Origin of the sequence: Acinetobacter lwoffii (assembly GCF_052078135.1) — a bacterium.
GTDB classification, from domain to species: domain Bacteria; phylum Pseudomonadota; class Gammaproteobacteria; order Pseudomonadales; family Moraxellaceae; genus Acinetobacter; species Acinetobacter lwoffii_Z.
In genome coordinates this window covers 88,356-104,026 of the sequence record NZ_JBQGUZ010000001.1, presented here as the reverse complement: position 1 = coordinate 104,026, position 15,671 = coordinate 88,356, and the positions used below count along the sequence as shown (strand labels likewise).

Annotated in this window: 15 protein-coding genes; all 15 read left to right on the top strand. The window is 39.2% G+C overall.

Annotation, left to right across the window (positions count from 1 at the left end):
* Positions 1 to 101 precede the first annotated feature (101 nt).
* The 15 genes from ilvC (at position 102) to hisS (ending at position 15,653) form a co-directional block, all read left to right on the top strand.
* The gene (gene ilvC, locus ACTL4S_RS00475) at positions 102 to 1,118 is read left to right on the top strand and encodes a ketol-acid reductoisomerase (protein ID WP_441298529.1); all 1,017 of its coding nucleotides are present in this window, start codon (positions 102 to 104) and stop codon (positions 1,116 to 1,118) included.
* Positions 1,119 to 1,318: 200 nt separating this feature from the next.
* Entirely contained in the window at positions 1,319 to 2,275 is a 957-nt protein-coding gene (locus ACTL4S_RS00470; protein ID WP_441298528.1) for a hypothetical protein, read from the top strand.
* Between the two features lie 898 nt (positions 2,276 to 3,173).
* Positions 3,174 to 3,695, top strand: coding sequence for a hypothetical protein (locus ACTL4S_RS00465; protein WP_224216979.1), 522 nt, complete (start codon positions 3,174 to 3,176; stop codon positions 3,693 to 3,695).
* A gap of 110 nt (positions 3,696 to 3,805) precedes the next feature.
* The gene (locus ACTL4S_RS00460) at positions 3,806 to 4,507 is read left to right on the top strand and encodes a fimbrial biogenesis chaperone (protein ID WP_086044100.1); all 702 of its coding nucleotides are present in this window, start codon (positions 3,806 to 3,808) and stop codon (positions 4,505 to 4,507) included.
* Between the two features lie 41 nt (positions 4,508 to 4,548).
* Positions 4,549 to 6,879 (top strand): fimbria/pilus outer membrane usher protein, encoded by a 2,331-nt coding sequence (locus ACTL4S_RS00455; RefSeq protein ID WP_441298527.1) that lies wholly within the window; start codon positions 4,549 to 4,551, stop codon positions 6,877 to 6,879.
* Between the two features lie 10 nt (positions 6,880 to 6,889).
* Positions 6,890 to 7,300 (top strand): hypothetical protein, encoded by a 411-nt coding sequence (locus ACTL4S_RS00450; protein ID WP_441298526.1) that lies wholly within the window; start codon positions 6,890 to 6,892, stop codon positions 7,298 to 7,300.
* A gap of 271 nt (positions 7,301 to 7,571) precedes the next feature.
* Positions 7,572 to 8,852 (top strand): glycosyltransferase family 4 protein, encoded by a 1,281-nt coding sequence (locus ACTL4S_RS00445; RefSeq protein ID WP_441298525.1) that lies wholly within the window; start codon positions 7,572 to 7,574, stop codon positions 8,850 to 8,852.
* Between the two features lie 20 nt (positions 8,853 to 8,872).
* Positions 8,873 to 9,424 carry a phosphatase PAP2 family protein gene (locus ACTL4S_RS00440; RefSeq protein WP_004278361.1) on the top strand — a complete coding sequence of 184 codons (552 nt, stop codon included), beginning with the start codon at positions 8,873 to 8,875 and terminating at the stop codon, positions 9,422 to 9,424.
* 87 nt (positions 9,425 to 9,511) lie between these two features.
* Entirely contained in the window at positions 9,512 to 9,712 is a 201-nt protein-coding gene (gene iscX / locus ACTL4S_RS00435; protein WP_004278360.1) for a Fe-S cluster assembly protein IscX, read from the top strand.
* Positions 9,713 to 9,822: 110 nt separating this feature from the next.
* Entirely contained in the window at positions 9,823 to 10,254 is a 432-nt protein-coding gene (ndk, locus tag ACTL4S_RS00430) for a nucleoside-diphosphate kinase (RefSeq protein ID WP_004647460.1), read from the top strand.
* A 122-nt stretch (positions 10,255 to 10,376) separates the two neighbouring features.
* Positions 10,377 to 11,612, top strand: a complete 1,236-nt coding sequence (rlmN, locus tag ACTL4S_RS00425; RefSeq protein WP_004278358.1) for a dual-specificity RNA methyltransferase RlmN — start codon at positions 10,377 to 10,379, stop codon at positions 11,610 to 11,612.
* A 14-nt stretch (positions 11,613 to 11,626) separates the two neighbouring features.
* Positions 11,627 to 12,427 (top strand): type IV pilus biogenesis/stability protein PilW, encoded by an 801-nt coding sequence (gene pilW / locus ACTL4S_RS00420; protein ID WP_005103248.1) that lies wholly within the window; start codon positions 11,627 to 11,629, stop codon positions 12,425 to 12,427.
* Positions 12,418 to 13,209 carry a helix-turn-helix domain-containing protein gene (locus ACTL4S_RS00415; RefSeq protein ID WP_004647463.1) on the top strand — a complete coding sequence of 264 codons (792 nt, stop codon included), beginning with the start codon at positions 12,418 to 12,420 and terminating at the stop codon, positions 13,207 to 13,209. Before pilW ends, ACTL4S_RS00415 begins: the two co-directional genes overlap by 10 nt.
* A 23-nt stretch (positions 13,210 to 13,232) precedes the next feature.
* Positions 13,233 to 14,354: a flavodoxin-dependent (E)-4-hydroxy-3-methylbut-2-enyl-diphosphate synthase gene (gene ispG, locus ACTL4S_RS00410; RefSeq protein WP_004278355.1), complete on the top strand. Its 1,122-nt coding sequence runs from the start codon at positions 13,233 to 13,235 to the stop codon at positions 14,352 to 14,354.
* 3 nt (positions 14,355 to 14,357) lie between these two features.
* Positions 14,358 to 15,653, top strand: coding sequence for a histidine--tRNA ligase (hisS, locus tag ACTL4S_RS00405; RefSeq protein ID WP_441298524.1), 1,296 nt, complete (start codon positions 14,358 to 14,360; stop codon positions 15,651 to 15,653).
* Positions 15,654 to 15,671 lie beyond the last annotated feature (18 nt).

The window sequence follows — 15,671 nt, the reverse complement described above, 5'->3', positions numbered from 1 at the left end:
AAGTATTTCCTCATCTGAATAAGAAGAGGGTATCAGGCAATGTAAATTTAAGGGTCATTGCCTGATTTAACGGACAAACAAGCATTTAAGCGGAGACAGCAATGCAAATTTTTTACGATAAAGACTGTGACTTATCTATCATCCAATCTAAGAAAGTAGCGATCATTGGTTACGGTTCACAAGGCCACGCGCATGCGCTTAACCTGAAAGATTCTGGTGTTGACGTAACTGTAGGTTTACGTGCGAACTCTGCTTCTTGGAAGAAAGCTGAAAATTCAGGTCTTAAAGTTGCTGAAGTTCCTGCTGCTGTAGCACAAGCTGACGTAGTTATGATTTTGACTCCAGATGAGTTCCAATCTCAACTTTACCGTGACGTAATTGAGTCAAACATCAAGCAAGGCGCTACTTTAGCATTTGCTCATGGTTTCTCGATTCTTTATAACCAAGTTGTTCCACGTGCTGACTTAGACGTAATCATGGTTGCACCTAAAGCTCCTGGTCACACCGTACGTTCTGAATACCAACGTGGTTCAGGTGTTCCTGACCTTATCGCGATTCACCAAGATGCTTCTGGTAATGCGCGTAACGTTGCTCTTTCTTACGCTTCAGGCGTAGGTGGCGGCCGTACAGGTATCATCGAAACTTCATTCCGTGAAGAAACTGAAACTGACCTTTTCGGTGAGCAAGCAGTTCTTTGTGGTGGTGCTGTTGAATTGGTTAAAATGGGCTTCGAAACTCTTGTTGAAGCTGGTTATGCACCAGAAATGGCGTATTTCGAATGTCTACACGAGCTTAAATTGATCGTTGACTTAATGTTCGAAGGTGGTATCGCGGACATGAACTACTCAGTATCGAACAACGCTGAATACGGCGAATATGTAACGGGTACTGAAGTAATCAACGAACAGTCTCGTGAAGCAATGCGTAATGCACTTAAACGTATTCAATCTGGTGAATACGCGAAGATGTTCATTCAAGAAGGTGCGTTGAACTACCCATCTATGACTGCCCGTCGTCGTCAAAATGCGGCGCACGGTATCGAAGTTACTGGTAACAAGTTACGTGCGATGATGCCTTGGATCCAAGCAAACAAAATCGTTGATAAAGAGAAAAACTAATTTCTCGAATTATTTGATTTGAATGCGAAAACCCACTCTATTTGAGTGGGTTTTTTATTTCTATGTTTACGTGCCTTAAAAATGGGAAAACAGTACTTTTCCATTTTTTCATACCTTAGATTCAAACAAATAAATTCTCTAGTTGTTTGATTTTCATGCTATAAAAACCTTGCTAACGCGGGGGGGTATAGGGGGAAATAATGAAAAAAGTATTATCTGACGAACAAAAAAGAAAATTGAGAATCTTAGAACCTCGATTAGAGAGAGCGATTTTAGAGAAAAATTTAAAATTTGCTAAAGAGATAGTGGTAGATCTCCAGTCATTATTAAGACCCACACAGCATTTTGTTAGATTAGTTCAATCAAAAAATAAATTATGTGAGTTAGCAATTGAATTAGAGCAGTTTGACTCAATTTTAAAAATTTTAGAATCCAATATTCAGGTATTAAAACCTAAAACAAGAATTTATATTGAAACAATATCATTGTTGGCAATCTACCATTTACGTCTAAAGGAAGTTGATAAGGCTAAAAAATATATTAAAGAGGTTCTGGAAAATCATATGGTTATCAAGACAGAACGAACTCGAAAAATTTTTCATAGTGAAATCATTGATCGATTTAATCAAGAAGTGGCAATTGCGACTCTCACAGGTTTTCATGATTTTACAATTGATCAAGACGAAGTAGAAAGAGAAGCTATACGTATGATTCAAACTTTATCAGATGATGAAATTTATGCAGAGATAGGCAGGCTTTCACCTCAGTCAACAAAAGATTTGATTTATGTAGTGCATGATTATTCTTTAAAACAATTACCATTCACACAAAGAATAATGTTACCAAGCCCTAACCAAAAAATTAAAGATAAGGAGGTTGGAGTAACTGTTTATGATGCAGTAAAAAGAGTGTTGTATAACTCAATGTGCAATCCAGAAAGTGAAATTTATAAAGCATGGTATACGAATGGTTTGCAAGTTTTCCTAACTAAAAAATATATTTTAACTACTGTAATTAGTTCGCTAACAACTTTAGGATTTGGGGCTACAATGGTTGTAGCATCTTTGGTGGCATTAATCACAAAGTTTGGAATTGAAGTGTATTGTGAGAAGAATAAGCCTTTATATATTTCCCATATAAGGCAAGTTGCAGAGTGATGGTTTAAGAAGCGTAGATATATTCATATGCTAAAATCCTGCCTTATTTTTCATCTCCCAAAAATAAGACAGAGCGTAAAAACTCATTCTTATTGATCATGTCCACACTCAATTTTTTATTATTTGATTTGTATAAATCAATTATTGAACTGTAATTGTACGACTTCTAAAAAATTCAATTAAAAATATTGAAATAAACATCACTAAACTTATTTTTATATATCTGTTAAAGTAAATATTATTTTCTTATTTTTACCTTGAGGTCAATCAAAAAAATATTTATTAGAATATTAATTTTGAAATTATTGATAAATTAAATTAATAGTAATTAAAATTTAATCATATTATAAAATTAATTATTTACTTTGTCACATTTTTATACTCTAGGTTTAATATATACTTTGTGTTGTTTGATTGTAATTGTTTGTTTGGCTGAAAAATATTAAACTTTTATAATGCTGTAAAAATAACAATAAAAAATAAAAAAAATAATTTTTTTAAAGGGTAGTATCTGGAAATTGTAAGAATTTGTAAGATTTATTTCCGATTTAAATTGGGCGGTCGGAAAAAATAATTATATCAATATCTTGTGGGTATTTTTATCTATTAGATGAAGTGTTGTGAAAGTATGGAGTGCTTATAATTTTAAATGGATTGTATCTGTAATAATTTATATATCAGTCTAAGTGCTTATAAAACAAATAAATATATAGATGGATGATTTTATAAAAATATAGGCGACTATATTGTGAATATTAAAGCTTTGTACGCTAATGAAAATAATCGCACTAATATGAGTCTGCGCTTAGAAAAATAGCTCAGAATTCTAAGAGTTGGGATATAAGCGTTAAAAATAAAAGAAAAATATATTCTTTTAAAAAAAGAAATGGAGAAAAACATGAAAAAAATGACTCAAGCCACATTGGCAGCACTCGTACTGGGTTTTGGTTTTAGTTCAACAGCTCTCTACGCAGCAGAAACAAACCGAGGCGGCCCTCCACAAGAGGGTCCAAATAAACCTCATAAACCAGGCAAACATGGATGTGGAGACAAATGTGACGGAAAAATTGATATTGTTTTAGAAGTTCCAAGACATTGTGATTTAGATGTTGAGACGCCTCGATTAACACTTGCACAAACCACGGGAGGTAATTGGAGCGATGCGGGCTTCTTTAATGTCAGCACAAATGCCCCTTATCGATTAAATATTAATCCACTAAATACTTTGCGCAATGGTGAGAACTCTGTACCTGTAGTTGTGACTACTACACGTGGTGGAAAAGCTTATTATGGCACTCAGTCAAGTACCAAAGGGCAAGCTCATCGTTGGGATGTAGCAGCTACAGTAGCTGGTAGTGCGGTTGAAGCAGCTGATGCCGGTACTTATCGTGGTGTATATAACGTAGAAGTTCGATTCTAATAATAAGAAATTTTTTATATAACATTTTGAATAAGTAGGAGATGTACTACATCTCCTATTTTAATATTTTTATGATTAATAATAATTATATTTAGGTTTAGGAGTGAAATATGATTAAAAAAATTATAGGATTTTCTATATTGTTTTTGTTTAGTTTTTCTTTATCAGCGGGAATAAAATTCAGTCCTATCCAACTCTATATTCAAGATTTTAAAAGACAGAAAAGTACAACTGTTAATATTGAAAGTACAGGATTAAGTACTTCAAAAATATATGAAATTAGTGCATTTAAATGGCAGCAAAATGAAAAAGGTGAAGATGTTCTATTGGAGGATAATACTTTATTGTTTAATCCAAAAACATTTGAGCTAAAACCTGAAAGTAAACAAGTTGTCCGTATCGGGTTTAGCCAACCCCCATTAAATTTAGAACAACAGCAATCATGGAGGATCATTTTCAAAGAAGTAACACCAGTTGATGATAATTCTTCGATTAATTTTTTATTTAATTTCTCACTGCCTTTTTTTGCTGGAAAACAGGTTACACCACAATTAAATATAGATCTGCAAAAAATTAATGAACTGGCTTATTTAAATGTAAATAATTTATCTAAATCTCATGCAAAAATTACTGAAGTTATAGTATTGGATAGTAAAAATAATCAACTCATGAAAAAAGATTTTGTTCAATATATTTTGAGTGGAAATAAAATTAAATTTGAACTTGGAGAATTAAAAGAAAATGGAGATTTGAAATTAAAGATAAAAGTGGAAGACCATGAGGGATATTTGGAATTTCCTGTAAAAGCCTAGAAGATGCTTACAAAAAGAATAAATAGTAAAAGGATGATGCTATGAAGGTCACTAAAATTCTTCTAATGATCGCATGTGGGATGGGACTAACAAATGTAAATGCTGAAAATGTTCAACAGATTGTGCAGAAAGACAATTTAGAAATGTTCATCGTAAATATATGGGTAAATGGCTTAGATTATAAAACGGAAGCAATTCATTTTTCTGATGGAGGGCAGAGATATATTGAGTGTGAGGCTTTATCCAGAATAGGAATTCACATTGAAAGGATCCCCCGTCACTTGGTCAAGAAGGAGTTCTGTTTATTGAATCAACCAGGTGTAACAGTTGAAGATGACTATAGTTTACAAGCCATTAAAATTAACTTTCCAGTCAATTATTTTGAAGATACTCATTATGAATTAGAGGTAGAAAATCCCGAGAAAGCGAATTTTGGAGGGTTTGTTAATTATAGTTTATTTTATAATAAAGATGATGCAGAACAAGAGTTTAATACATTTTCAGAAATTGGGATATTTAAAGATTATTGGTTATTAAAAAATGCTTTTTTATATCGTAATGAACCTGAAGATATTGAAGAAGGATTTTTACGTGTCAATACGACGCTCGATGTTGAATTTCCAAAAATCTTTTCAAGACTTACCTTGGGAGATACGACAAGTCCTTATAGCAGCTTAAATAATTCTTTTCGGTTTGGGGGGCTAAGCTTTGGTACCAACTATACCAATCGTCCAGACTTTGTTTACTGGAATGCGCCTACTTTAAATGGAAGTGCAAGCGTACCCTCAACAATTGATCTATATATTAATGGGGTGCGTTTATATCGGGATTCTGTGACCCCTGGTAATTATAATCTTCCTGCTGGAGCAATGCTAAATCAGGCGGGTGATGCGCAAATTGTTGTAGAAGATATTTTAGGGAATAGGGCAGTCCAGAGTTTTCCTGTTTATATTAATAGTCGATTATTAAAACCAAAATTGAATGAATATAATATTTCATTGGGTAAATTAAGATATAACTATGATTATGTCGGTGATGATTATCGGGAGTTTTTTACAAAATTGTTTTACCGGCGGGGTATAACGTCTTCAACGACTTTGGGAGGAGATTTTTTATATAGTAAAGAAGTCAGCAATTTTGATTTTTTATGGACCCAAGGAATAAGTAAATACTTGCTTATGGATAGTGCATTTTCAGTTAGCCAGACAGAAGCGGATGATGAACAAGGATATGCGGCTTCGATAGCCCTGAGTCGGGATTTTAGAAACTGGTCCTTTGGTATAAATAGTCGATATTTTACTCAGGAATATCAATATTTAAGTGGTGATATATATGACTCTAATATTGAAGCCTCAAATATTCTATATTTTAATTTTTCCAATTTGGGATTCATTGATGGATTAAATCTTAGTTATATTTATCAATCTTATTATGATCAAAATGGTTTTAGTAATGATACTCAGAAAATTTTTGATATTCGAGCTTCAAAAAGCTTAACAAAAAAATTATATACAAATTTTGGCTTTTATAACGATTTTGGGAATGATGGGGATCATGGTTTTAATATCGCTTTATCTTATGATTGGGAAGAAAAGGGTCAAATTTATTTAAATCACGATACTGAAGATAATGAAACGAGTTTAAGTTTTAGTCACAGAACGATAACTCAGAATGGTTTTGATTATGTTTTGGGGGTTAATCGCACTGAAGAAGAAGTGAATTACAATGCTTATGGTTTATGGAAGACCAGTGTAGGTAATTTACAACTTTCTCATGATGAATATGAGAATCGTCGTAATTCACAGGCTATGTTTGAGGGTGCCTTAGTCTGGCTGGGTGGTAAAATGGCATTCACCAAATATGCTGATAATGCTTTTGTTCTGGTTGAAGTGGATCAACATCCAAATCTTGATATCTATCGCTCAGCGAGTCTAGCTGGAAGTACCAATAATCAAGACTATATGTTTATACATAACATTATTCCTTATATTCATTATGATATTTCTTTTGATCATAACCAGTTAGCGATGGAAGAAACTTTTGAACACTCTTCTAAAAAAATTATTGGTCTAGATCAACGTGGATATAAGCTGGATTTTCCTATCTATAAAACCAAACGTATTGCGCTAAGAATTAAAGATGCACAACAAAATAATTTAGTCATAGGCTCTGAGGTTCTTGTAGATGGTCTAAATACAGAACCTTCTTTTGTTGATAGTCAGGGTATTGTTTACCTATATCTATTTAAAGCAGGTACTTACAATCTAAAAGTGAAGACTAATAGAGAACAACAGTGCCAGGCTCAATTCATTTTGAATGAAAACCAATTCCATAATTCAGACAAGCAAATTCTGGAAACTATATGTAAGTAGGAGTAGAAAAATGAAAAAGCTCTTTTTATTTATTACCGCACTCAGTATGAGTGAAATAGCTATAGCCCAATATTGCTCGATTGATGGTTTTACCACTCCAGAATTACGTCTAGCCAGCTATCAGCGTAGTCAGGCTGCCACTTCATTTAATATTTCATGTGATACTGGCTATTCAATTTTATTTAATAGCCAGAACCTGGTGAGTTCTAACGGGATAAGTTATGTGTCTAACGGTCCTAATAAATTGCGTACCAAATTGAATTTGAGTGGTGCAAGTAGTGGGTTATGGGGAGTCAGAGTGAATCAGGGAGCTTCACAGAGACAGAAATATGTCGTTTCGGTTCAACTCGAAGAGAATCCTTTTAATGGGGTTCCAGCTGGAACTTATCGTGATCGGATTTCTGTCGATATTAACTTTTAAATCATAGAGATGAAGAAATTACCTGAAAAACTTTAAACCAACTTGGGATCAGCTCAGTAGGGTAAATATGCAGAAGCTTTGAGGGAGTTAAATGAAGATCTGTATAAAGTGAATATCTTTTTAGTTTAAGAAATAATTGATATTCACTTATTTTTTAATATAAATAATAATTTAGAAGATTTATTTTTGGCTTTTTTTAGTTATTTTTATTCATCAAATAGTAATGAGATCTTTCTATACTGGGTGAAAAATATAAGCGAATAGGTGCGAGATGCAACAAATTTCCATCTCAGAATTATTAGAGCAAAGACCTGTTATTCACAAAATCCAGTTTGATTTAAAAGAACAACGTAAACAGGCCATTCATGACAAAATAGTCCTAGAAGATCTGACACGGTCCCGTTTAAAAATTGCCATCGTTACCGAAACTTGGCCTCCTGAAATCAATGGTGTTGCCCATGCTTTATTGCAACTTTGTAAAGGATTACAAAAACAGGGACATAAGATTTTATTAATACGTCCACAACAACGACAAGCCTGTAACGATTTTAAACCACATAGTGAATGTCTGGTTAAAGCGCATTGCATTCCTAAATATAGTAATTTGCAGTTTGGTAGACCGCAATTTCTAAAAATCCATCAAGCTGTTGAAACTTTTACACCCGATATTATTCATATTGTGACCGAAGGCCCTTTGGGTTTGGTAGCTCAGCAGCTTGCAAAATTCCATAAAATTCCAGTCTCTAGCGGTTTCCACTCGTCATTTCAGGAATTTAGTCGGTTTTTTGATTTGGCTTTTTTACTGAAGCCAATTCAAGGCTATTTAAAGTGGTTTCATAATAATACTGATTTGACCTGTGTTCCGAGTCGAGGCACGGCTCAAGCCTTAAATCAGTTTGGTGTGACTTGTCCCTTGGCAGTTGTGGGCAGAGGCGTCGATCCAGATACATTTTCACCAAAGTGGCGATCACCAGATTTGCGCTATGCTTGGGGAGTTTCAAACGAGACCCGGGTGATGTTGTATGTCGGACGGCTTTCTCCTGAAAAGGAAATTGACGTGCTGATCAAAACCTATTTTGTGCTGCGCCAAGTTCGTCAGCAAGATATACGTTTGGTGGTGGTTGGAGATGGGCCGGATCGCACTCGACTGCAACAACTGAATCAGGATGGCAGTATTGTTTTTACCGGTAGCTTGACAGGAGAAAAACTGTCAGCGGCGTATGCCAGTGCAGATGTCTTCTGTTTTGCCAGCCAGGTCGAAACCTTTGGAAATGTGGTATTGGAAGCGATGGCCAGTGGCTTGCCAGTGATTGCTTATGATTATGCTTGTGCAAACTTGCATGTGCAGCATGGTGAAACGGGATGGTTGAGTAGACTTGGACATCAGCAGGGGTTGATCCAGCAGATGCTCGGATTGCCTGATCTGAAAAGATTGCAGCAGATGGGCGCACAAGCACGTAAAAAAGCCGAAAAGGTAGGTTGGCAATATCCGGTCCGGCAATTTGAACAGGCACTGTATTCACTGGTACAGCATCAGGAATACAGGATATAAAACAAGAAAGGAGCACCAGTGTGAAACTCCAGAATGTAAAGATTAAATTTTTAGAAATCGATTTGAAAGGCTGTGTTTATCTGAATCATTTTTCGCATTCAGTCCGTATTGCCACTTTTTTTAAAATGATTAGCCGCTTAGGAAATGGTGCATTTTGGTATTTCATGCTGATACTGGTTTGGATCATGCAAGGCTTGATCTATACCGTGCAGATTGTTTATCTGATTTTGGGAAGTACTATAGGTACTATGATTTACAAGGTGCTTAAAATCAAAACTGTACGACCACGTCCTTATCAGGTACATCAAGTGATCCGTTTGGGTGAGCATCCACTGGATCATTTCAGTTTTCCTTCCGGGCATACCTTGCATGCCGTGATGGCAACCACCGTTTTAGGTTATGTCGCACCTTTATTACTGATGCTGATGTTGCCTTTTACGGTTCTGGTCGCAGTGTCCCGAATGGTGCTGGGATTGCATTATCCAAGTGATGTGGCAGTTGGCGCAATTCTGGGTGGCATGATGGCAATTGCCATTGTCCTGACCGCGCCTTATCTGAATATTGTGCTGTAAAAATAAGTGAAAGCCGGAGCAAAGGCTCGCAGATTTTCACAGATTTGTTAAAGTACAGCATCAAAGCAATTATGGTGAGAAATAGAGATGGGTTTACGTTGGACTGACACGCTCGATATCGCGATTGAACTCTATGAAGCGCATCCAGATGTGGACCCGCAGTGGATTCGTTTTACTGATTTACATGCCTGGGTGTGTGCTTTGCCTGAATTTGAAGATGATCCAACCAAGTCGACTGAAGGTTTGCTTGAAGCCATTCAAATGGCATGGATTGACGAGGCACGCTAAGGCCTCATCTTAAAAAAGCATTTTTTTACAGATGAAAAGCAGAAAAATGCGCATTATCTCGGTATAATGCGCCAAATTTTCATGTCAACAATTGACTTAAGGAGCCTATCATGGCTATCGAACGTACTTTATCTATCGTTAAACCAGACGCAGTTGCTAAAAACCACATCGGCGACATCTTTGCTCGTTTCGAGAAAGCTGGTCTTCAAATTGTTGCAACTAAAATGAAACATTTGACTCAAGCTGAAGCTGAAGGCTTCTATGCTGAGCACAAAGAACGTGGTTTCTTTGCTGACCTAGTTGCATTTATGACTTCTGGTCCAGTTGTTGTTTCAGTTCTTGAAGGCGAAAACGCTGTTCTTGCTCACCGTGACATCCTTGGTGCGACGAATCCTAAAGAAGCTGCTCCTGGTACTATCCGTGCAGATTTCGCTGTAAGCATCGATGAAAACGCTGCTCACGGTTCTGACTCTGTAGCATCTGCTGATCGTGAAGTTAACTACTTCTTCGCTCAAACTGAGATTGCTCCACGTACTCGTTAATTCGCAGTATTCAAGCCAGATAAGTGTTATTATACTTATCTGGTTTTTTTATTCTCTGAATAATTCTTTGCTCACATATTGAGCTTCTCCTTTCATCTTTAGACATGGTTTAGGTAATACACATGAGTACTGAAGCAGTCGCTGTATCAGCAGTTTCTGAGCCACAGCAACACACTCCATCCGCTCCAGCACAGGCAAATACTGTCGAGAAAGTGAATTTACTTGGCATGTCACGTCCGCAAATGGAAAAATTCTTTGAGGACATGGGTGAGAAGAAGTTTCGTGCCGGGCAGGTGATGAAATGGATTCACCAGTTCTTTGTGACTGATTTTGCTGAAATGACCAATATTTCCGGCAAACTGCGTGAAAAACTGGAAAAGATTTGTGAAATTAAAGCGCCTGAAGTGGTGCATAAAAACTATTCTAAAGATGGTACCCGTAAATGGGTATTCCGTGTTGGCGACGGTGAAGGTTCCCTCGTCGAAACCGTATTGATTCCTGCTGAACATCGCAGTGGTTTACGTCGCACTTTGTGTATTTCTTCACAAGTGGGCTGTGCACTGGACTGTTCATTCTGTTCGACCGGTAAACAGGGTTTTCAGCGCGATTTGACCCAGGCGGAAATTATCGGTCAGCTCTGGATGGCGAATTATTCCTATATGGAAGATGTGCCTGTACTTGAACGTGAACGCTCAGTCACAAACGTGGTGATGATGGGCATGGGCGAGCCATTGCTTAACTACGATGCAGTATTGAATTCAATGCGCATTATGCTGGATGACTTTGCATACGGCATGTCAAAACGTCGTGTGACTTTATCGACTTCTGGTGTGGTGCCGAAAATCGATCAGATGGTCAAAGATATTGACGTGGCGCTGGCTATTTCATTGCATGCGCCCAATGACGAGCTGCGTAACGAGCTGGTGCCGATCAATAAAAAATATCCGCTTGAGCAGCTGATTGCTGCATGTCAGCGTTATATTGCCAAAGATGGTAACGAAAGTTCACGTAAACATGTGACGATTGAATATGTGATGTTAGATGGCGTGAATGACCATCCTGAACATGCTCAGCAAATGATTAAGCTGTTGAAGAATTTGCCAAGCAAGATTAATTTGATTCCTTTTAATCCGTTCCCGCATGCGCCATATGGCCGCTCAAGCCGCAACCGGATTATTTCTTTCCAAAAAACTTTGTCTGATGCCGGTTTTGTGTGTACGATTCGTCAGACACGCGGTGATGACATTGATGCCGCGTGCGGACAGTTAGTCGGACAAGTTGCTGACCGCACCCGTCGTGCGGAACAGTGGAAAAAGAAAATTGCGCAATCGAATGAGATCATGCGCTCACAAGGATAATAAGAGGTCGCCAGTTGAGAAATCTAACATCTAAGTTTGCTTTGATTTCAACAGTATGTGTGTCTTTGGTTTTAGTCGCGTGTCAGACGCCAGATCTGGGTCAGAAAGACCCTGAAAAGGCCACCAAAGTCCGTACCCAATTGGCGGTAGAATATTTGAGAACAGGTGACCTGGATGCAGCTAAACGTGCGCTGGATCAGGCACTTGAAAGCAGTCCGCGTGATTCTCAAGCGAATATGATGATGGGCGTGCTATTGCAGCAGGAAGGTAGCAAGCTTAATCTCGAAAAAGCAGATCATTATTTCAAGCGTGCGATTTCGGCAGATCCGAAAAATGCACAGGCGCGAAATAATTACGGCACTTATTTATATCAGCTTGAACGCTATAATGATGCGATCGAGCAGTTTCAAATTGCTGGTGCCACGTTGGGTTATGATCAGCGATTCCGTGCATTGGAAAATATGGGGCGGATTTACCTGAAACTGGGTGATACAGCAAATGCTGAAAAATCATTCAAACAGGCGCTGCAAGCCAATCGCGATTCTTATATTTCAATGTTAGAGTTGGCAGAAATATTTTATTTGAACCAGCAGTTCCCGGCGGCGACACAAATGTATCAACAGTTTGTGCGTGGTGTGGGACAGAAAAATCAGGGTGCCCGTGCGCTCTGGGTCGGCATTCGCACTGCGCGTGCCGGGGGTGATCAGTTGGGTATGCAGGTATTGGTCAACCAGTTACGTGCACTTTTTCCTGAAAGCCAGGAATACCAACGTTATTTGCAATTACAGTACAGTACTGAGGCCGTATGGAAGTAAATCCTAATTCACCATCGAATCATTCGAGCGTAGCTCCAAATGCGTTAGGAAATATTCAACGTCCGGGCGAGTACTTGCGCCAGATTCGTATCAATCAGCAGCGCAATCTGGAAGATGTAGCGAAAGAGCTGAACATCCCGGTCAAAACCCTGACTGCACTGGAACAGGACGAATATAAGTCTTTGCCTGAAGCAACCTTTATCAAAGGTTATTACCGGACTTATGCCAAATTTCTGGGTGTAGATGCGTCTAGTATTATTCAGCGTTTTGATGAAATTTATACCAATGATACCGGGCTGCTGCCGAACCATGCCCTGAACAATTCTCCTATTAAAATTATGGGGAAATTGCCAGGGTCTAAGCGGGACCGCAATCGTAAGTGGTTAAAGCGCATTTTTATTACGCTGGTATTGCTGCTGATTTTGGGTGCACTGTTTGCCATGATTCAGAACTGGTCAAGTAGTAATTCACAAAATAGCAGTGAAGTCTCTGGAGTAGGCGCTTCTAATGTCGAGATTCTGAATCTGGATACAGGTGCCGCACTTTCCGGTGATCAGCTGAAGCTTGATTTTAACCGTCCGACTTCGGTGCATATTGTCGACTCGGCGGGTAATGTTCTGGCAACTGGCCGTCAGGCATCGAGCTTGCAGCTGAATGGTGAAGCGCCATTCCAGATTCGTCTGGATGATGCATCGGCTGTATCACTCAGTTTAAATAATGAAAATATTTCATTGTCACCCTACACTGTGAACGGAAAAGCAGAATTCCGTTTATCACCTTAACAGATCAAGAGTAGAGCAGAACGATGATCGTAAATCCAATTAAACGTCGTCCAACACGTAAAATTCGTGTGGGTTCAGTTTATGTGGGTGGTGATGCACCAATCAGTATCCAGTCGATGACTAATACTGAAACCTGTGATGTAGCAGCTACGGTTGCACAGATTCAGCGCTGTGTAGATGCCGGTGCAGACATCATGCGGGTTTCTGTACCTACCATGGAAGCCGCGGCGGCATTTGGTGAAATTCGCAAGCAGGTCAATGTACCTTTGGTCGCCGATATTCACTTCGATTATAAAATTGCTTTGGCAGTTGCGGATTTGGGTGCAGATTGTCTGCGGATTAACCCGGGCAATATCGGTTCTGAAGCGAAAATTCGTGAAGTTGTGGCCGCAGCACGTCATAACGATATTTCCATGCGGATCGGTGTCAATGCCGGTTCACTGGAAAAAGATATTCAAAAGAAATATGGTGAGCCGACTGGCCAGGCTTTGCTTGAATCTGCGATGCGCCATATCGATATTTTAGACCGTCTGGATTTCCAGGAATTCAAAATTTCAGTCAAAGCATCGAATGTGTTCCTGACCATGGATGCGTATCGTTTGCTGTCACAGCAAATTGATAATCCGCTCCATCTGGGTGTCACAGAAGCGGGTATTTACCGTACCGGTTCGGTTAAATCTGCCATCGCTCTGGGCGGCCTGCTGATGGAAGGCATTGGGGATACCATGCGTATTTCCTTAGCTGCTGAGCCTGAAGAAGAAATTAAAATCGGTTTTGATATTCTGAAATCGCTGGGTCTGCGCTCCAACGGGATTAACTTCATTGCCTGCCCAAGCTGTTCACGTCAGGAATTTAATGTGATTTCAGTGATGCAGCAACTTGAAGAACGTTTAGAAGATATTCGTACCCCAATGGATGTCTCTGTCATTGGCTGTAAGGTCAATGGGCCGGGCGAAGCCAAAGAAGCGGATATTGGTGTAGTGGGTGCAGCACCACGTTCACTAGTGTACCGTAATGGTGAGAAGAGCCATTTAATTGACACGAATCAATTGGTTGATGAAATCGAAACCATGGTTCGTCAACGTGTTACCGAGCTTGAAGAAGCTAAATCTAAAGAAATTATTCGTACAAGTTTTCCTGAGTAGATCATGAGTTCAATCGTCGCAATCAAAGGTTTTAATGACATTCTCCCAACGCAAACCCCAGCTTGGAGACGTCTTGAACAGCATCTATCCGGTTTGATGGATGCCTATGGCTATCAACAAATTCGTTTGCCTATCGTAGAACAGACTAATTTGTTTAAACGTTCGATCGGTGATGCAACCGATATCGTTGAAAAAGAAATGTATACCTTCCTCGACAAGGGTAATCCGCCTGAGTCGTTGACGTTACGTCCTGAAGGGACGGCTGGCTGTGTACGTGCCATGCTGGAGCATAATCTGCTGCGTGGTGCGACGCCTCGCGTCTGGTATATCGGCCCAATGTTCCGTTATGAAAAACCGCAAAAAGGCCGTTACCGTCAGTTCCACCAGTTTGGTGTGGAAACCTTTGGTGTGGCAACGCCAGATATGGATGCTGAACTGATTTTGATGACAGCGCGTCTGTGGAAGCGTATGGGTGTGGCGGACAAAGTTCAATTAGAACTCAACACACTCGGTGAGTCGGATGAACGTGCAGCTTACCGTGCGGCACTGGTTGAGTTTTTAGAGTCGCATAAAGCTGATCTGGATGAAGATTCTCAGCGCCGTCTGACCACGAATCCATTGCGTATTTTGGACTCTAAAGATGCCAAAACACAAAGCATCTTGGAAAATGCACCGAAACTGCATGACTTTATGGGTGAAGAAACTCTGGCGCATTTTGCCCAGTTACAGCAGTATTTGACTGATGCAGGCGTGAGCTTCGTGATCAATCAAAAACTGGTACGCGGTCTGGACTATTACAACAAAACTGTTTTTGAATGGACCACAACCCATTTGGGTTCACAAGGAACAGTCTGTGCCGGTGGCCGTTATGACGGCCTGGTGGGGCAGCTTAAAGGAAAGGCAGATCAGTCTGTTCCTGCAGTTGGTTTTGCCATGGGTATCGAGCGTTTATTGCTTTTGCTTGAGCAGGTTGAAGACAATACCCCGACACGTGATTGTGAAGTATTCCTGGTGGCTGAACCGGCTTCTCAAGGTAAAGCTTTGGTCATTGCGGAGCAGATCCGTGATCAGCTTGAAGCAGCAGGCAGTCAGGTTCGTCTGAAAGTAGGCTCACAGGGTTCAATGAAATCGCAAATGAAAAAGGCTGATCAAGCCGGTGCTTTGTATGCGGCGATTTTGGGTGAACGTGAACTGGAAGCTCAGGCGTTTACTGTGAAAGAGCTGGCAACCGCAGAGCAATCGAATGTACCATTTACGGACTTCGTTGCATCTTTTAGTACTAAAATTTCTTCAAAATAATCGATAAAACATTAGGAA